The 17191-nt window shown below is 71.7% G+C and carries 16 protein-coding genes and 1 pseudogene; 8 read left to right on the top strand and 9 right to left on the bottom strand.

Annotated features, from left to right (window positions below; translation table 11 throughout):
• Positions 1-183 precede the first annotated feature (183 nt).
• Positions 184-960 carry an alpha/beta fold hydrolase gene (locus OV079_RS29330; protein ID WP_267772260.1) on the top strand — a complete coding sequence of 259 codons (777 nt, stop codon included), beginning with the start codon at positions 184-186 and terminating at the stop codon, positions 958-960.
• Between the two features lie 3 nt (positions 961-963).
• Here OV079_RS29330 and OV079_RS29325 read toward each other — a convergent pair whose 3' ends face one another.
• Positions 964-2679 (bottom strand): hypothetical protein, encoded by a 1716-nt coding sequence (locus OV079_RS29325; protein ID WP_267772259.1) that lies wholly within the window; start codon positions 2677-2679, stop codon positions 964-966.
• Positions 2680-2805: 126 nt separating this feature from the next.
• On the opposite strand from OV079_RS29325, the gene OV079_RS29320 reads away from it, so the two are divergent.
• Complete coding sequence (locus OV079_RS29320; protein WP_267772258.1) at positions 2806-3858, top strand: CehA/McbA family metallohydrolase; 1053 nt, start codon at positions 2806-2808, stop codon at positions 3856-3858.
• A 269-nt stretch (positions 3859-4127) separates the two neighbouring features.
• Entirely contained in the window at positions 4128-4697 is a 570-nt protein-coding gene (locus OV079_RS29315) for an MYXO-CTERM sorting domain-containing protein (protein WP_267772257.1), read from the top strand.
• Between the two features lie 277 nt (positions 4698-4974).
• On the opposite strand, the gene OV079_RS29310 is transcribed toward OV079_RS29315, so the two are convergent.
• The 3 genes from OV079_RS29310 to OV079_RS29300 all read right to left on the bottom strand — a co-directional run bounded on the left by OV079_RS29310 (position 4975) and on the right by OV079_RS29300 (position 8313).
• Positions 4975-6072, bottom strand: a complete 1098-nt coding sequence (locus OV079_RS29310) for a serine/threonine-protein kinase (RefSeq protein ID WP_267772256.1) — start codon at positions 6070-6072, stop codon at positions 4975-4977.
• A 775-nt stretch (positions 6073-6847) separates the two neighbouring features.
• Positions 6848-7207 (bottom strand): hypothetical protein, encoded by a 360-nt coding sequence (locus tag OV079_RS29305; RefSeq protein WP_267772255.1) that lies wholly within the window; start codon positions 7205-7207, stop codon positions 6848-6850.
• Between the two features lie 239 nt (positions 7208-7446).
• Positions 7447-8313, bottom strand: coding sequence for a hypothetical protein (locus tag OV079_RS29300; RefSeq protein WP_267772254.1), 867 nt, complete (start codon positions 8311-8313; stop codon positions 7447-7449).
• Positions 8314-8442: 129 nt separating this feature from the next.
• Here OV079_RS29300 and OV079_RS29295 point away from each other — a divergent pair.
• From OV079_RS29295 to OV079_RS29285, 3 genes and pseudogenes are all read left to right on the top strand, one after another.
• A pseudogene (locus OV079_RS29295) lies at positions 8443-9094 on the top strand (3-oxoacid CoA-transferase subunit B).
• A 290-nt stretch (positions 9095-9384) separates the two neighbouring features.
• Positions 9385-11211, top strand: coding sequence for an IgGFc-binding protein (locus tag OV079_RS29290; protein ID WP_267772252.1), 1827 nt, complete (start codon positions 9385-9387; stop codon positions 11209-11211).
• Positions 11212-11546: 335 nt separating this feature from the next.
• Positions 11547-12128: an HdeD family acid-resistance protein gene (locus OV079_RS29285; protein ID WP_267772251.1), complete on the top strand. Its 582-nt coding sequence runs from the start codon at positions 11547-11549 to the stop codon at positions 12126-12128.
• 58 nt (positions 12129-12186) lie between these two features.
• Here the strand turns inward: OV079_RS29285 and OV079_RS29280 are convergent, their stop codons facing one another.
• Complete coding sequence (locus OV079_RS29280) at positions 12187-12726, bottom strand: hypothetical protein (RefSeq protein WP_267772250.1); 540 nt, start codon at positions 12724-12726, stop codon at positions 12187-12189.
• Between the two features lie 39 nt (positions 12727-12765).
• On the opposite strand from OV079_RS29280, the gene OV079_RS29275 reads away from it, so the two are divergent.
• Positions 12766-12942, top strand: coding sequence for a hypothetical protein (locus OV079_RS29275; protein ID WP_267772249.1), 177 nt, complete (start codon positions 12766-12768; stop codon positions 12940-12942).
• Positions 12943-13249: 307 nt separating this feature from the next.
• Here OV079_RS29275 and OV079_RS29270 read toward each other — a convergent pair whose 3' ends face one another.
• A complete protein-coding gene (locus OV079_RS29270) occupies positions 13250-13552 on the bottom strand; it encodes a hypothetical protein (RefSeq protein WP_267772248.1) in 303 nt (100 codons plus the stop codon).
• 240 nt (positions 13553-13792) lie between these two features.
• Here OV079_RS29270 and OV079_RS29265 point away from each other — a divergent pair, with 240 nt between their 5' ends.
• A complete protein-coding gene (locus tag OV079_RS29265; protein WP_267772247.1) occupies positions 13793-14959 on the top strand; it encodes an outer membrane beta-barrel protein in 1167 nt (388 codons plus the stop codon).
• A 206-nt stretch (positions 14960-15165) separates the two neighbouring features.
• On the opposite strand, the gene OV079_RS29260 is transcribed toward OV079_RS29265, so the two are convergent.
• The 3 genes from OV079_RS29260 to OV079_RS29250 all read right to left on the bottom strand — a co-directional run bounded on the left by OV079_RS29260 (position 15166) and on the right by OV079_RS29250 (position 17021).
• Positions 15166-15660, bottom strand: a complete 495-nt coding sequence (locus tag OV079_RS29260) for a DUF305 domain-containing protein (protein WP_267772246.1) — start codon at positions 15658-15660, stop codon at positions 15166-15168.
• Between the two features lie 462 nt (positions 15661-16122).
• Entirely contained in the window at positions 16123-16359 is a 237-nt protein-coding gene (locus OV079_RS29255; RefSeq protein WP_267772245.1) for a hypothetical protein, read from the bottom strand.
• Positions 16360-16682: 323 nt separating this feature from the next.
• On the bottom strand, positions 16683-17021 hold the full coding sequence (locus OV079_RS29250; protein ID WP_267772244.1) for a hypothetical protein: 339 nt from the start codon (positions 17019-17021) through the stop codon (positions 16683-16685).
• Positions 17022-17191: the final 170 nt, after the last annotated feature.

Raw genomic sequence — 17191 nt, 5'->3', positions numbered from 1 at the left:
CGGCGCGGCGGGCGAGCTGTCCTTCGGGACAGCCCACCGGCGGATGTCTCGGAGGACATGTGATTCCCGGCCGCGGGTCGGCGGCGAGGGGCGCGCCGGGTGCTACGGGCTGCGAGGATGTGCGCGCGAGGGCCCGCGGGGGCGGAGCTTTCGCGGCGGGCCGCGGCGCGATAGGGTGGCCTCATGGCGGTGCTGACCCTGCCCGACGGCGAGCTTTATTATGAGGTGCACGGCAGCGGGCCGCCGCTCGTGTTCGCGCACGGGCTCGGGGGCGGGTTTTTGTCGTGGTGGCAGCAGGTGCCGCACTTCCGCAAGCGGTTCAGCTGCGTGGTGTTCTCGCACCGCGGCTTCGCGCCGTCGAAGGACGGGTCGGGGCAGGGGCCGCGCCGGTTCGTCGACGACCTCGACGCGCTGCTGCAGCACCTGCACGTCGACGACGTGCGCCTGGTCGGACAGTCGATGGGCGGGTGGAGCTGCCTGGGCTACGCGCTGCGGCGGCCGGAGAAGGTGCGGGCGCTGGTGATGGCCTGTACGACGGGACAGGTGACGACGCCGGAGATCGACGCGGCGATCAACCGGCTGCGCGGGCGGGCCACGGCGGCGTTCATGAAGGGGGTCCACCCTGCGGCCGGCGAGCGGATGGTGCGCGACCAGCCGGCGATGCACGAGCTCTACCGCGGGATGGACGTCCTCGGCGCGGCCGACAAGCGGGCGATCCGCGACGTCCTGCTGGATCTGCGGACGGTGACCGCGCGCGACCTCGAGGGCTTCGCGGTGCCGACGCTGTGCATGACGGCCGACGAAGACTTCGTGTGCGCGCCAGACTCGGTGGCCCACCTGGCGCGCATGCTGGTCGGCGGCCGATTCGTCAAAGTGCCGGAGACCGGGCACTCGATCTACTGGGAGCGCCCGGCGCTGTTCAACCAGCTGGTCGACGAGTTCCTCGACTCGGTCGAGTGAGGATCACTCGACGCGGCGGATGAGCCGGTTGGCGCTGTCGAGCACGAACAGCGAGCGGCTCGGCCAGTGGTAGGCGAGCGCGAACGGGCCGTTGAAGCGCGCTTCGATGCCGAAGCCCTCGCCGTAGCCGCCGGGGCACACCATGTCGCCGTTGCAGTGCTGGCCGACGTTGGTCGAGACCTCGCGGGTGGCGAGGATGGCCTGGCGGACGGTGTGCTGGGCGAACTCGCCGAAGTAGAGGCTGGCGCCGTCGCTGGCGAGGCCGCGCGGGCGGTGGATCGCGGCCTCGGTGCCGACGCCGTCGACGTAGCCGGCCTCGCCGGTGCCGGCGAAGGTGCCGACGTGGCCGGTGACGGTGTTGAAGCTGCGCAGGGCGAAGCCGTTGGTGTCGGCGACGTAGAGCATGCCGCTGTTGTCGGAGGTCAGGTAGCGCGGGCTGACGAAGCGCGCGGCGTCGCCGATGCCGTCGTCGCCGCCGTTCTCGTAGGCGAGGCCGGCGAGCGTCACGACCTCCTGGGTGGCCGGGTCGAAGCGGCGCAGCACCGCGGCGCTGGCGTCGACCATGTAGACGTGGCCGGCGTAGTAGGTGAGGCCGCGGTTGTCGTCGAAGGTGGCGGCCTCGCCGATGCCGTCGGCGACGCCGGTCATGCCGCTGCCGGCGACGGTGGTGACGGCGTACGGCGGGGTCAGGCTGACCGCGCGCAGGCGCTTGTTCATGCCGTCGCTGACCCACAAGGTCTGGCCGTCGGTGGCGATGGCGTCGAGGCCGGCGAAGCGGGCGTCCTGGCCGTCAGGGGCGTCGACGAAGCCGCTCATGCCGGCGTTCGAGCCGGCGATGGTCTCGACCTCGGCGGTGGCGATGTCGATGCGGCGGATGCAGTTGTTCTGCGCGTCGGCGAGGTAGAGGTGGGTGAGGTCGACGGCGAGGCCGCCGGTGCCGGAGATCCGCGCATCGCCGCCGACGCCGTCCTTGAGGCCGAGCTGGCCCTGGGCGCCGACGAACAGGGAGGTGGTGTTCTTGAGGTTGCAGGTCGGGTTGCAGGCGTCGCCGTTGTCGAGGTTGCCGTCGTCGCAGACCTCGAGCGCGTCGGTCTGGCCGTCGCCGCAGGTGGCACCGGACGGCTCGAGCTGGCAGTTGGGGCCGCAGCCGTCGTCAGGGTCGAGGTCGCCCTCGTCGCACTCCTCGCCCTGATCGAGGTCGAGCAGGCCGTCGCCGCAGGCGGCCCCGGCCTCGACCTGGCAGGCGGCGCTGCAGCCGTCGCCGTCGCTGGTGTTGCCGTCGTCGCACTGCTCGCCGTCGGGGTAGTCGACGACGCTGTCGCCGCAGCCGGCGGCGGTGCAGTCGGTGCGACAGGCGCCCGGCTCGAGGTCGCTGTTGTCGGGGCCGGCGTCGCACGCCTCGTCGCACTCGACGACGCCGTCGCCGCACTCGGCCAGGCAGGCGGGCATGGTGGTGCTGGTGTCGTCGGTGGTGCTGCTCGTCGTCGTCGTCGTGCCGGTCGGCGGGTCGAGGGTGGTGACGCCGGTGTCGGTGCCCGTGGTGGTGGGGGTCGTGTCTTCGACGGTGGTCTCGCCCGGGCCGTCGGTGGTCGTGTCGGTCGTGGTCGCGGTCGAGCCGTCGCTGGCGGTCTCGGTGTCGGCGGCCGGCGGGAGGGCGCAGGCGAACACCAGGCTCGACAGGCCGAGCGCGGCAGAGTTCAAGCTGTGGGGGCGATGCATCGCCCCAGGGTAGGGCCCGAGGCCCGGCGCTGACAACGTGGTCGGACGAAGTTTTCTGCGGGGCTCCCCGGCGGCAAAACCTGGCAAGATGGCGGGGTGCGGAGCTCGGGTCGCACATGTGCGCTCGTGGGGTCGGCGGCCTGCTGGCTGGCTTGCTCGCGGCCCGAGGCGCCGGCGCAGCCGGCCGCGGCGGCGCCGGACGAGGATGTCCCGGCGGTCATGCCCGAAGAGACATGGCTGAAGGGGCAGCTGCACATGCACACCGCGAACTCGGGCGACAGCGCGACGCCGGCGGAGGCGGCGCTGCGCTGGTACGAGGCGCACGGCTTCGACTTCGTGGTGGTGACCGACCACAACTTCGTGACCGCGCCGGCCCACGCGGGCCGCGTGCTGGTGGCCCCGGGGGTCGAGCTGACGCAGAACGTCGAGCGCTGCGAGCCGCCGCCCGAGCCGGGGCTCCGCTGCCTGCTGCACGTCAACGCGCTGTTCGTGGCGGCGGAGCGGGCGGGGCGGTTCCAGTTCCCGCCGGCGAGCTCGCCCCGCCGCGACGAGCTGTTCGCGCGGGCGCTGCAGGCGAGCGAGGAGCTCGGCGGGGTGGCGATGCTGAACCACCCGAACTTCCATTACGCGGCCGACGCGGGGCTGCTGACGGCGCTGTCGGGCTCGGGGCTGCGGCTGTTCGAGCTGGCGAACGAGGCGATCGATTCGAACAACGCGGGCGAGGCGGGGCACCCGTCGACGGAGGCGCTGTGGGACGCGGCGCTGACAGGCGGGGCGCGGCTGTTCGCGGTGGCGACGGACGACGCGCACCACTACGACGACGCGCCGGCGGTGACCGCCCGCGGCGAGACGGCGTACACCGGCGACCGCGGGTTCGTGGTCGTGCACGCGACCCGCGATCTGCCGGCGATCCGCGCGGCCCTGCTGGCCGGGGAGTTCTATGCGTCGACGGGCCTGTTGTTGAACTCGGTGGCGCGCGCGGACGGGGCGCTGACGGTCGAGGCGGCCCAGGCGGGGGTGACGATCGAGTTCGTCGGGGCCGGCGGCGAGGTGCTGCGCACGGTGGCAGGGCCGCGGGCGACGATGACGCTGGCAGAGGCGGCCGGGCCGTACCTGCGCGCCCGCGTGCGCGCGGCCGACGGGCGCAGGGCGTGGACGCAGCCGATCTGGCGCGAGTGAGAGCGGCGGCGGAGGCTGGAGCGAGAGCGCCGGCCGGTCGTGGGCCTGTCTCTTCGGACATTTTTCGATCACGACCGGCCGACGAGCCGCGGGAGCGGCGGCGAGCGGTCGCTCGGGACATGGGATGGCTGCGGGCGCGCCGGTGCAGCGGCGAGTCGCTGGAGCGACGGGCGCGGGTCGGCAGGCGAGATGTCTCTCGGGACATGTCGCTGCACGGCCCGGGCTGTCCGACTTGAAGCGGGTGCGGGCGTCTGCTACGACCGTCTCGTATGCCTTTGCTTGGCTTGATCTGCTCCGCGCTGCTGCTGGCGACCGCGCCGGCCTCGGCGGCCGCGCTCGACACCGACACCGACACCGACACCGACACGGGCTTCGAGCCGCACCCTCCGCCGGAGGTCGACATCCTCTCGCCGGACGACGGGGCCGTGTTCGACGGCATGCCCGATGCCGTCGTGCCGGTCGAGATCAGCTACTCGTACATGCAACCGGAGGAGGTCAGCCTGCGCGTCGACGGCGTCGAGGCCGGCGGCTGCGTCGACGACGGGCAGTGCATCGTCGAGGTGACGCTGAGCCCGGGGGTCCACGAGCTCCAGGCGTTCGGCAGCGTTTCGTCGGTTTCGCAGGTGGTCACGGTCGAGGTCCGGGGTGGTGCGAGCGGCGGTTCGACCGGGACCGACGGGAGCGAGACCGGGACGGACGGCGACGGCGACAGCGACGGCGGTGGTGGCGGCGGCGGCAAGAAATCAGGCTGCGGCTGCGCGGCCGGGCACGGGGGGCCGGGGGCCTGGGGACTGGCGCTGTTGGGCCTGCTGGGGCTGCGGCGCCGCCGGGCCGGGTGAGGCAAGCGGCGCCCGCGGGCGGATCGACGGATGTTCCGAGGGACAGGTCCTGCGGCGACGGGGACGGGCGCGTCGCAGGACGGCTGGCATCCCGGTTCGGTACGGCGCGGGTCGAGGGCGAAGCGCCCTGGCGGGCGCGTCGCAAGCGGGAGGGGCGCAAGAGACCCTGTCGGGGGGCAGGCCGCGCCGGGGGCTGCGGATGCAGTAAGTTCTCGAGGACATGTTCATGAGAACATGTCTATGAGAACATGTCTCATCGCGCATCAGGGTGCGCGGCTCAGCGGGCGCTGATGTGGGCGGCGAGCTCGGTGTGCGAGCAGCTGGTGCCGCTGAAGTGGGCCGCGACGGCGCCGACGGTGAGGGCCGCGGCGGCGCCGAGCGAGGCGGCGAGGACCAGGGAGGAGCGGCGCTGGCCGCGGGCGGCGAGGTTCTCGAGCTGGGCGACGAGGATGTCCATGTCGGGCCAGCGGTCGTCGGCGTCGAGGGCGAGGCCGCGGAGGAGGCACTGATAGAGGGCGCGTGGGACCTGCTGGGTGAACGGCGGCGGCTGGGTCGGCGGGCCGGCGAGGACGTTGTCGATCAGGGTGCGCAGGGTCGGGCCCGCGAACGGGCGCTCGCCGAACAGACACTCGTAGGCGGTGACGCAGAAGGCGAACTGGTCGGAGCGGGCGCAGGCGGGGGCGGCCCGCAGCTGCTCGGGGGCCATGTACGCGGGGGTGCCGACGAGGACGTTGGTCTCGGTGTCGGTCATGCGAAACTTGCCGACGAGGGTCTCGGCGCACGAGCCCTGCGGCCGGGCGACGCTGAAGTCGACGACGCGGACGCGACCGTCATCGCCGACGAGGATGTTGTCGGGCTTGATGTCGCGGTGGATGACGCCGCCGCGGTGCGCCGCCGCGAGCCCGCGCCCGGCCTGGATCAGCAGCGGGAGGACCTCGCGCCAGCTCCGCGGGGTGTCGCAGAACTGGCGCAGGGTCGGACCCTCGACGAACTCCATGGTGAGGAAGACGCGGTCGCCGACGACGCCGACGTCGTGGACGGCGACGATGTTGGGGTGCGAGAGGCGGGCGATCGCCTGGGCCTCGCGCAGGAGCCGGGTGTCGCCCACCGAGACCAATTGCGCGGTCTGCTTGCCGGTGGGGTAGAGGATCTTGACGGCGACAGGCCGCTGCAGGCGGGGGTCGTAGGCCCGATAGACGACGCCCATGCTGCCGCTGCCGAGCTTGCCGAGGAGCGAGTAGCGGCCGAACGAGTCGGCGGCGGTGCCGAACAGCTCGCGCTCCGCGGGGCTCAAGGTGCGCCGGGTGGTGCACAGGTCCTCGAGGTCTTCCGGGAGCGCGACGTCCATGCCGATGTCGATAGCGCGGGTGCTCATGGTGCAGCTGTCCTCGGGTCATGCGCGTGGTGATCGTGGCGATCGCCGAGAGGGCCGTCGCGGCACGACCGCCGGCGGAGCGGGCTCCGCGGCCCTCCGCGATCTGCCGCACCAAAAAAACATCAAGTCGGACGACCCACGCGAACGCCTGTCCGGGTCAGACCCGCGCCGGCGGCGCCAGCTCGCCGGCGCTGCTTCGCGCTCGCAGATGGGCCCAGGAGGGCGCAGGAGCGCAGCGGATGCGAACTGCGTCACATGAACTTCAGGACATGTGATCGAGGTGCCCGGCGACGCGGGATCGAGGTTCCTCGCACCCAGGCGAGCGCCGGCGGCGGCGCAGGCGGAGCGGAGAGCGCGGGCGCTGCGATCGGTGTCACATGCGCTTCGAGACAGGTGCGGTCGCTCGCGGACGCGCTGGGCGAGGATGTTCGCCCGTGCAGCACCGCAGTGGGTCACATGAACCTGGGGACAGGTGGCCGCGGCGTTCGCAGACGGGCAGGTGTCGACGCGCGAGGCGGTGCGCGCAGTAGGTCACATGAACCTGGGGACAGGTGGCTGCGGCGTTCGCAGACGGGCAGGCGGTGACGCGCGAGGCGGGGAGCGCGGTCGGTCACATGACCCTGGGGACAGGTGGCTGTGGTGTCCGCAGATAGGCCGCTGGGGACGCGCGGGGCGGGGGAGGTCGTGGGGCCGGGGATCGCGGTCGGGCACAGGCCGCGGCGCCGAGAGGATGGGCGGGGTGGATGTACTTCGGGACAGGCCGCGGGGCCGGGGGTCACTCGCAGCCGGGCACGAGCAGCGGGACGGGGCCGGCGGGGGCCGGGGCGCCGGCGAGGCGGGCGGCGTCACATGCACTTCGGGACAGGTACCAGCGCTCGCCGCCGAGGTCGATGGCGGCGGCGTCGACCCGGGTGACGCCGCGGGTGACGAGGCAGCTGCTGGCGCGGACGACGTCGGTGCGCTGGCCGTCGAGCTCGATGCGGCGGAACTCGGCGGGGCCCTGGAGGGTGAGGTAGCCCGGGCCGACGTCGTAGGCGTAGGTGCGGACGAAGCGGCCGCGCTCGTCGCGACCGCGGTGCTCGAGGCGGCCGTGGCCGGCGGTCCGCTCGGGCCGGTTGCGCCAGACGTCGCACACGAGCGCGCCGTCGGGGCCGCGCCGGAGGTGGTGGAGGTTGCGGACGCGGTGGAGCCGGGCGGCGGCGTCGGGGGCGTCGCGCGGGGGCGGGCGCTCCAGGCGGGCGCGCGTGGCCGGATCGGCGAGCGCGCCGGCGCAGCCGACGGTGCGCAGCTCGTCGAGCCCGGGCGGATCGTCGGCGAAGCCGGCGCCGGCGCAGGCCTCCTCGCTGAAGAAGAAGCGCTCGCGGGCGGCGAGGATCAGCCGCCGCGCGCCGCCGGCGGGGCCGCTGAGGGCGATGCCGGTGAAGACGCAGGTGAGGGCGCGGCCGACGGCCTTCTGGGTGCCCGGGGAGCGGCGACGGGGAGCTCGTGCTCGGGGGCGGTGAGGGTGAGGTGGCCCTCGGCCAGGCGATAGCCGAGCTGGATGGTGGGTGACCCGAGGGACATGTCGCTCGGGGCAGGCTCGGGGGTCGGGCCGGGGCCGTCCGCGGGGGCGGGCGGGAAGACGGGCCAGGCGAGGGCGGTGAGCGGTGAGATGTCTCCGGAGACAGACGAGCGAGGGGCCGGGGCGAGGCGGGCGCTGTCCTTGCGAATCCGCGAGGGCGGCGAGGCGAGCAGGGCGGCGAATTCTCGTGAGCTGTCCTCGGGGACAGAGGATGGTCGGGCGAGCAGGATGCCCGGGCGTGGAGAGCTGTCCTCGGGGACAGCTGCGTGCGCCGGGGCGAGCAGGTTGGGGCGCGGGGAGAGCCAGCGCGGGGCGGCCGCCCGCGCCTCGGTTTGGCTGTCCTCGGGGACAGGTTGTTCGGCGGCGTCGGCCGGGTCCGCAGGCGCGGGGAGGGATGGGCTGTCCCCGGGGACAGGTGGGGCGACCAGGAGGAGGCGGCCCCGCTCGGGATCTCCGGGGTCGGGGACGAGCCGCCAGGGCTCACAGCGGTAGCCGCCCTCGCCGGGCAGTCGCCACCACAGCAGGCCGCCGGCGCGCGCGTGGTCGACCAGGCGCGCCTGCTGCTCGGCGGACAGCGGCTCGCCGGCGACGCGGACCTCGCGCTCTTCGTCGTCGCCGCGCGCCCCGCCCAGGCGCGCACAGGCGAGGAGCGCCGCGAGCGCGAGGAGGAGGACCCGCATGCGGGCGAAATGTGCCCGCAAACGGCGGCCAAGGGCAACGCGGAGGTCGGGAGGTCGGGTGCGCGAGGCGCAAAATCGCGCGGACGGCCGTTGCCTCGCAGGGCCGCCGGGGTCCACAATCCGGCCGCCATGCCGTGGAGCCGCGAAGACATGGCCGCGCGTGCGGCCCGAAGCTGAGCCCGGGCAGCGTGGTCAACCTGGGGATCGGGATCCCGACCCTGATCCCGAACTACTTGCCGCCCGATTCGGGGATCTTGCTGCACTCGGAGAACGGGCTGCTGGGGATGGGCCCGTTCCCGTACGACGACGAGGTCGACGCGCAGGTGATCAACGCCGGCAAGCAGACGGTGACGATCGTGCCCGGCGGCTCGACGTTCGACTCGGCGCTGAGCTTCGCGATGATCCGCGGCGGCCACGTCGATGTCGCGGTGCTCGGGGCGATGCAGGTGGCCGAGAACGGCGACCTCGCCAACTGGATGGTGCCGGGGCAGAAGGTGGCCGGGATCGGCGGGGCGATGGACCTCGCGACCGGGGCGCGCAAGGTGATCGCGGTGATGACCCACACCGACCGCGACGGCGGGGCGAAGCTGGTCCGCCGCTGCTCCCTGCCGCTCACGGCGATGCGCTGCGTGGACCTGGTGATCACCGACTTCGGGGTGATCGCGGTCGAGGACGGCGGCTTCCGCCTGGTCGAGCGCGCCCCGGAGTGACCCTGGAGGCGATCGTGGCCGCCACGGCGGCGCCGCTGCGGGTCGAGGGCGCGATCGCAGCGTCAGCCTGACCTTTGGGACAGTTTTGTCATGGCCGCCCCGCAAGCAGCTCGTCGGCCGCGGCGCCTGACCTTCGGGACAGCCTGGTCGCGCCGCCCGGCGGTCGGCCGAGCCCGGCGCCGCGTCGGGCCGGCCGATCTCCAGCCTCGGGTCGGCCTGACCTTCGGGACAGCCCGGCTCCGGCGAGGCGCAGGAGCTGCGGGCGAGGTGTGTGAGGAGGCGCACCCGGACCAGGGTTTCGCTCGCGGCAGGGCGGGGCCCGAGTTGCCTCGGCCGCGAGTTTTGGCGAACTTCGCGCGTGATGCACCGTCACTCGCGCTTCGCCGGTCCCTGGCTGCTGTGCCTGCTCGCCGCCTGCAACGACCCGCCCGCCGATGCAGGCGCGTCGGCGTCGACGACGTCGGCGGCGCCCACGAGCGACTCGCCGGCGACGACCGCCACGAGCGAGGAGACGACGGCGACGCCGCCGACGAGCAGCACGTCGGCGATGACGGCGATGCCGACCGAGAGCGCGACCGCGGAGCCGGACACGACGACCGCGACGTCGACGACCGGCGAGCCCGCGTGTACGTGCACGCCGGGCGAATCGGGCGGGTGCGAGGGCGAGCAGCTCCTGGTGTGCCAGGCCGACTGCGTGACGCTCGCGTCGCAGCCGTGCGAGCCGGGCGAGACGTGCATCGGCGGGGTGTGCTCGACGGGGGCCTGTCCGCCGGGCGACACCCAGTGCGTCGACGAGGACCACTACGCGCAGTGCGAGGACGACGGCAGCGGCTACGCCCCGCCGGTCGCGTGCGGTCCGGGCGACACGTGCATCGGCGATCAGTGCTTCTCGCTGTGCGACCTGGCGGAGGCGACGCCGAGCACCGTCGGCTGCTCGTTCTTCGCCAACCGCATGGACAACTACTACGCCGAGGAGAACGACTCGGTGGTGGTCGGCAACCCGCACGCGAGCAAGACGGCGACGGTGCAGCTGTACCTGGCGCCGACCGGGCAGAACGTCGAGTCGCCCCAGGGCGCCCCGGTGACGATCGCGCCGGGCAAGACGCACACGTTCACGCTGGCGAACCCGCCGATCGACAAGGTGTCGGCGCTGCGGATCGGCGGGTCCTACCGGATCGACAGCGACGTGCCGGTGGTGGCGTACCAGCACTCGCCGATCGGCGCGCAGGCGACCAATGACGCGTCGATGCTGTTCCCCGAGCACGCGCTGCAGGCGAGCTACGTGGTGGCGTCGTACCGCCAGACGCAGGAGGAATCGCCGAGCTACTTCAACGTGATAGCGATCGCCGACAAGACCACGGTGACGTGGACGCCGCCGGTGACCACCAGCGCCGGGGCCGGGGTGCCGCAGGTGTTCGCCGGCCAGACCGGGAAGGTGGTGCTGAACCGCTTCGACACGCTGCAGGTGATCGCGCCCGGGCCGAACGGCGACCTGTCCGGGACCATGATCGAAGCCGACCGACCGATCTGGGTGGTCGGCGCGGTCGAATGCGCCAACGTGCCGAGCAGCAACGTGTCGTACTGCGATCACGTCGAGGAGCAGATGCTGCCGCTGGCGTACTGGGGCGCCGAGTACGTCGGCGCCCACGCGCCCACGCGCGGCACGGAGAAGCACTACTGGCGGGTGTACGGCGGCGAGGACGGGACGACCGTGAAGACCGACCCGCCGCTGCCGGGCACGCCGCTGGCGCTGAACCGCGGCGAATGGAAGGAGCTGGTGGTGACCACCGGGACCAGCGTGATCTTCTCCGGCGACAAGCCGTTCCTGCCGGTGCAATACCTCGAGAGCCAGGAGGGCGGCGCGGGCACCGGCGATCCGGCGATGGTGCAGGCGATCCCGGTCGAGCAATTCCTCGACCGCTACGCGTTCGCCACCGGCACCGGCTATTCACAACACTACGCGCAGATCGTCCGGGTGCAGGGCGCAGCCGAGGTGTTCGTCGACGGGCTCATGGTCGGCGGCTACGACGCCGTCGGCGGCTACGAAGTGGCCGACTGGCCGATCGCCGAGGGCGCCCACCTGGCCGAGAGCGCCGAGCCGTTCGGGATCGTCAACTACGGCTACACCGATGTGACGTCGTATGCCTACCCCGGCGGGACCCGGCTCGAGGTGATCAATCCGCAGTGAGCCGGCCGCAGTGAGCGGGCGGCTGGCGTCGGGTCCGCGCATTCGCGCGAGCGCGGCCCGGGTCGAGGTCGGTGTGGTCGCGCGCACGGCGGTCGGGGTCGCCGAGCCGGAGGCGGCCGGCGGTCGGGTCCGCTGATTCGTGGACGGGGTCGCTGCCCGGCAGGCCCGGCCGGCAGCGACTGCCGGGGCTGCTGATTCGCATCGCGCGAGGCGACGGCAAAAAAACAACGCGGATTCGTGGGTGGCCGGCGCGGCGGGCGCGGGGCTCAATCGTCGCTGGGTCCGCTGGACGGGGTCCGGGATTGCGTCACGTTCCTGGGCGAAGGAAGGGTCCCATGCTCTGTGAATCGCTCTCGACCGCCTGGTGGTCGCTGCTGCTGCGCGGCATCCTGGCGCTGCTGTTCGGCTGTCTGACGCTGGCCGCACCCGGCCTCTCCCTGCTCGCATTGACGATGTGGTTCGCGGTGTTCGTGCTGATCGACGGCGTGTTCCTCATCGGCGGCGCGTTCGTCGGGCGCAAGGAGAACGAGCACTGGTGGTTGATGCTGCTCGAGGGCCTGTGCGGGGTGGCGTTCGGCCTGCTCGCGCTGCGGGTGCCGGGCATCACCACCCTGGTGCTGCTGATGTACATCGCCGCGTTCGCGGTGATCACCGGGGTGCTGCGCATCGTCATGGCGATCCGCCTGCGCAAGGAGATCGAGGGCGAATGGTGGCTGGCGCTCAGCGGCCTCGCCGGCGTGCTGTTCGGCGTGCTGATGATGACGATGCCGGGCGCCGGGGCGCTGGCGATGATGGTGTACATCGGCGTGTGGGCGCTTTTCGTCGGCTTCTCGCTGATCTTCCTGGCCTTCCGCGTGCGCCGGATCGGCCGCGCCGGCGGGACCTGGCGCGGCGGACAACCGCTGCCGGCGCATTGAGGCGCGGCGCCAGCAGGCGGAGCGAGAGCGCCGGCGATGCGGGCGCGCTTCGCCGCGTTCAGCGACGGCGGCGGCGACGGAGCCCGGTGAGGCCGAGGACGCCGAGCAGGGCCACGGCCGAGAGCGGGCGCGGCTCGGCGCTGCAGAAGTAGTCGTCGCTCGCGGCCGAGGCGCCGGACCCGTAGCCGAACAGCTCCATCGTGTCGGGGTGCGGGCGGTCCTCCTTCTTGCCGACCCAGTCGACCGCGTCGGCGAGGTCGCGCGCGGGGGTCCAGCGGACGCCGGCGGCGTGGCCGGCGTCGGTGCGGGCGACGGCGAGGGCCTGGTCGGCGCCGACGAGCAGGTCGACCCGGGCCGTCGGGAAGTCGAGGGCGGGGGCGAAGGTCCACCACAGCGACCTGGCTGAAAGGTCAGGCGTGGTCGCGTGCACGAAGGCCAGCTCGCCGGCGCCGGGCGGCGGGGCGTCGTCCTCGACGGGGAGCGAGCGGACCACGCCGGCGAGGTAGACCGCGCCGAAGCGGTCGACGGCGAGCGCCGTGGGCGCCAGCTCGTCGCCGTGGCCGCCGGCGATCACGAGCCGGCGCGAGGCGTCGAACACGAGGCTGGTCCATGTGCCATGTCCGAGCGACCATGTCTGTTGGACCAGGCCGTCGGCGACCACGAGGACGCGCTCGCCGACGAGGACGAGCGCGCGGCCGTCGTCGGCGGCGAGCAGCTCGAGCTGGCCCGCATCAACCTCGTCGAGAGCGTCATGCACGCCGAGGTCGCCGTGCTCAGGGCCTCCGGTCGGATCGAGGCCACGGAGGGCGGCTGAGGCCCGGTCACGCGGGAGATCTGCAAGTAGGCCGCGCAGCCCCCAGCGCTGAATTCGCTGGCTGGTCAGCGCCGGCGACAGGCGATGAGGCGAATCTCATGTCGCCATCGACCGGGGCCGCATATGCGGGTCGCAACCCGCTGCGTGGTCGATCGTCGCAACAGAAAGAGGCTGTGAGCCTTTCGGGACGGGCGTCTACGCCAAGAAAGGCGTTCGTCGCTTCGTGTAACGGATTATGTCAATCACTTCCCAGGGTAGTCGCGACGACGTTCAAGCTCGCTTAATGTTCTCGTGAACCCAACCTTTCTCACATGAAAGGTGCTCGGGCTTTCCGGTATCCTCCCGGGCCCGAGGATTTGCTCTTGAACGTCCCGCTCACGACTCTTACGGCGTTCCTCGCGATCGCAGGCGTCAGCCCTTCCAGCATCGGCGCCTGGCAGCCTGTTCCTTCGCCCCGCACATCCGATTCCCAGGTCTCGACGCCCTCGCCTTCGGCCCCACCGGACGCGCCCGCTTCCCCGGCAGTCACGAAGGCGGACGCACCCGCGTCCTTGACCGCCGCGCCCGCGTCGCCGACGGCCACGCAAACCCTGCCGGTCACCTCGACCACTACGCCCGACTCGGTCCCTGTTCCCGATCCCACCGCTCCGCCCACCACGCAGCCGCAGGCGGGTTCCGAGGAGCTGCGGCGTGAGCTCGAGGCCCTGCGCGCCGAGGTCGCCGAGCTCAAGCGCGCCATTCGACCCAAAGTACGCCCCGGCCCGGTGAAACTGTTCCCCCGGACCCGGTGGCGCCAGGGCCCGTCTCCGAGGCGCCAGCGGCGGTGCCTCCCACACCCCAGGGCGCTGTCGTGGAGGGCGCCCCCTCGGCCTGGGCCGCACCCCCTTCGGCGCGGGGGCCCTTCGCCTGCCTCTCTCGTCGGTGCAAGGAGAAGCGCACCCTGGTCGTACCCGCGATCAGCACCAAGGTCGGCCGAGGCATCCTCTCGCTGAACCTGTACGGCGACTTCGGCTACGCGTTCGGGCCGCAAGGAAAGCACCGGTACTACGATTACATCACCAAGCAAGAGGTCGAGGACGTCGGCCGACGCGATTTCACGAGCTATCCGCTGTACGCCAACCAATTCGCGCTGGCGTACGGGTTCGTGCAGGGCCAGTACGAGATCCCGAACAAGATCCGGTTCCGCTTCGCGCTCCACGCCGGACACATCGTCGAGTCGCTGTACAACGAAGAGCCGAAGTCGTTGCAGCTGATCCGCGAGGCGGCGATCTACTACTTCTTCCACCCGAAGCTGGCGGTCGAGGCCGGCATCCTGCCGTCCTACTACGGCGCCGAGATCGTCCTGAACAAGGAGAACCTCCACGCCACGCGCGCGTACATCGCGGACTTCACCCCCGACTACGAGGCGGGAGTCAGGCTCCATTATCATGTCCGCAAGGACATGACGTTGCGAGTGATGGTCCTGAACGGCTGGCAGGAGATCAGGGACGCGAACGGCAAGAAGGGGTTCGGGTTCGTCTGGAGCGTCTTCAAGCCGTTCAAGATCGTCGGCGACTGGACCATGTACTGGGGCAACGAGGCCCCCGCGGGCGAGAAGACGCCGATCTTCAGGCACTACCAGAACCTGTATTACAGGATCTGGCTCGGAAAGCGCTGGCTGATCTTCCCGATGTTCGACTTCATCATGCAGAAGAACAACGAGAAGGACAAATATGACTTCGTCGTCGCGCCGGCGTTCTCCGCACGGCTGGCGATCACGGAGAAGATCGGCGTCGCCGCGCGCTACGAGTACTTGTACAACAAGGCCGATATCGTCCCAGAGCTGAGGACGAACACCCCGAACGGCTGGCAGAGCCACAGCGGGGCGTTGACCCTCGAATATCTGCCGCTGCCGCAGCTCACCTTCCGCGTCGAGGGGCGCTACGGGGCGAACAAGGACGCCGTCTTCAGGAACAGGGCGAACCAGCTCGTCAAGGACGACTGGTACGTGTACCTCGGCGGCGCGTTCCACTTCTGACGTGCATCAAGCCGGCGCCGCTGGCACCGCCGCCTCCACGCTCCGGACGTCGTTGTCGCTCAGCGCAGCGCCCACCGTCGCCGAACCGGAACGCCCGGTTGCTTGCCCGGCGTCGCTCATCGCCGCCCTGGACGAGAACGACAGCGTGCGACGGCTGGCGAGCACCGGGAGCTCGTGGCCCCGAGCCGTCATTCGCTCGCCCTCCGCTACATCGTCAGCATCGCCACGAGCTCGCCGATCTCCCGCGCCTGGGTCAGGATGATCTGGTCCGCCATCGTGCGCAGCTCGGCGCGCCGCAGATGCGGCATGCTCCGGTGCGACATCGTGATTGCGCCGGCGTGATGAGGGATCATGACCTCGAGGAATCCTCGATCCAGCGCCGGACCGGACAGCGCCATGAGCTTCTCCATGTCCGCCATCAAGTGCGGGTCATGCCGTTCCGGAACGATGTCGTAGCCCGTCAGTTGCGCGCGGAGCGCTCGCATCTGCGAGATCTCCGGCGTCTGGGCCTGCTTGATCATCATCGCCACAGCCTTGACCGCAGGGCTGGCGCCGCGTGCCAGCTCCATGTCTGCCATCTCGATGGCGACCTGGTGATGCGGGACCATCGCGTCGATGAACTCGACGTCCGACTCGGGGCTCTCCAGGCATTCGTCGTGCTCGCCGGTGTCGCAGGCGAGGATGGCGCCGAGCGCGAGCAATCGCAGACCGTGGAATGACATCAGAGCCTCCGTCGATGTTTCGCAAGCATGGGCTAATTGTGAGGGCGCCACGGGCGCCGCCGGCAGATCCACCAGCCATGGCCACGAATCGCCGTGTGCGGCCCTGAATCCGCGTGATCGGTACCCGCGGCGCTAAACGCGCCTGGGAGGTCCGGCGGGCTCGAGCATTGAACCACACGGCGCGAGCGGTCGGGCCATCGCGCTGCGGGCGGATGGGTGGGGCCGGGTGGTGGCGATGAACGTCGCGAATCCGAACAAGGAGTGGCAGCCGCGGACGCAGCTCGATCGCTGCCCCATGATACGCCGTCGAGGCCCCGACCCTCGCCGGCCTGGTCGGGCTGTCGTCTTGAGCTGTCTCTTACGACATGTTTTAAGGGGAATGTCCTTCGGGACATCCGAACGCGCCGCGGCGGGCGCCCGGCGAGCGCCGCCTGCTGCGCGTCAATGGGGGGCGGGCGCGGCGGGGGGCTTGCCGTCGACGGTGAGGCGGCCGTACTGATCGGCCAGGGTGTCGCGCTTGGCGCCGAAGATGCCCTGCAGGGCGAAGGACAGCATCCACACGAACAGGCAGGCGAAGGCGGCGACGACGACGATCTGAAGGATTCCAGCGGTCGTGGCGAGCGGCGGCCGCGAGGCCTCGAGCTCCCACTTGTTGTCAGCGATTTCGGCGGTCGACATGGCTTTCACTCCGGTGCTCGAGGACGAGGCCCCCGGAAGTTGGGCGAGCTTCGAATCGGCACAAGCTCGCCGGCGGCGAGTGATAGTTCGCGGCCGTGAACGATGGTGCGCTCGTCTTCGTCCGTTCCTGCGGCCCTGCCGCCGGGAGGCTCCGCGAATGAGGTGACGCGGGCGACACCTCGCCGGCGCGGCGCGGCCGTCGTTCGTCGACCGTCGGTCGCGCCGTCATCGGCAGCACGACCGCGTCGGCGCGGCCGTGCCGTCGACGTCGCCCACGCGCATCGCGGCGGTGCGCAAGGACTGAGGCCGCGCGGCCTCGCAGGTCATGAGGCCGACGAAGCGGCGATCACGTGCGCGAGCACCGAGGCGAGCGCGGTCAACGCGACCACGGTGATCGCGTAGCGTCGCCAGTGTGCGAGCGTGGCGGGCTCGCCGCTGGCCGTCTTCCCCGCCCATCGCGTGATGTCGACCCGCCGCGCGACGATCGTCAGCGCGACGGTGAGCCAGACGACGCCGTCGAGCGCCGAGGGGAACGCTTCCCCGTTCATGGCGATCGTCGCCAGCGACGCGTACACGATCGCGTTGCCGATGAGCATCCAAAACAGTCGGAGCGCGCAGCCGGCCGAAGCTGGTGCGTGGTCGGGGGTATTCTGTTGTTGCACGGGATCGCCTCCGCAGCCGCACACGGCGGCATGCGAAATGGCGGCCCGACCATTTCAGCGCTCGCTCGACGACCGAGCCAGCCAAATCCTGCTCCCGACGAACCGTACGCCGGTGCACCCTTGCCCGAACACCCTATCGCGTGGGCCGCGACTTCTGACGAGAAAATTGT

This window comes from Nannocystis pusilla, from assembly GCF_026626665.1.
Classification (GTDB): Bacteria; Myxococcota_A; Polyangia; order Nannocystales; family Nannocystaceae; genus Nannocystis; species Nannocystis pusilla.
Note: the sequence above shows the minus strand (reverse complement) of the source record. Positions and strands in the feature narration are given on the sequence as shown.

What these genes read in the sequence shown, in the direction of transcription:
- OV079_RS29330 (WP_267772260.1), top strand. Translation starts at nt 184, where the DNA reads ATGGCGGTGCTGACCCTGCCCGACGGCGAGCTTTATTATGAGGTGCAC.
- OV079_RS29325 (WP_267772259.1), bottom strand. Translation starts at nt 2,679, where the DNA reads ATGCATCGCCCCCACAGCTTGAACTCTGCCGCGCTCGGCCTGTCGAGC.
- OV079_RS29315 (WP_267772257.1), top strand. Translation starts at nt 4,128, where the DNA reads ATGCCTTTGCTTGGCTTGATCTGCTCCGCGCTGCTGCTGGCGACCGCG.
- OV079_RS29310 (WP_267772256.1), bottom strand. Translation starts at nt 6,072, where the DNA reads ATGAGCACCCGCGCTATCGACATCGGCATGGACGTCGCGCTCCCGGAA.
- OV079_RS29300 (WP_267772254.1), bottom strand. Translation starts at nt 8,313, where the DNA reads ATGCGGGTCCTCCTCCTCGCGCTCGCGGCGCTCCTCGCCTGTGCGCGC.
- OV079_RS29290 (WP_267772252.1), top strand. Translation starts at nt 9,385, where the DNA reads ATGCACCGTCACTCGCGCTTCGCCGGTCCCTGGCTGCTGTGCCTGCTC.
- OV079_RS29285 (WP_267772251.1), top strand. Translation starts at nt 11,547, where the DNA reads ATGCTCTGTGAATCGCTCTCGACCGCCTGGTGGTCGCTGCTGCTGCGC.
- OV079_RS29255 (WP_267772245.1), bottom strand. Translation starts at nt 16,359, where the DNA reads ATGTCGACCGCCGAAATCGCTGACAACAAGTGGGAGCTCGAGGCCTCG.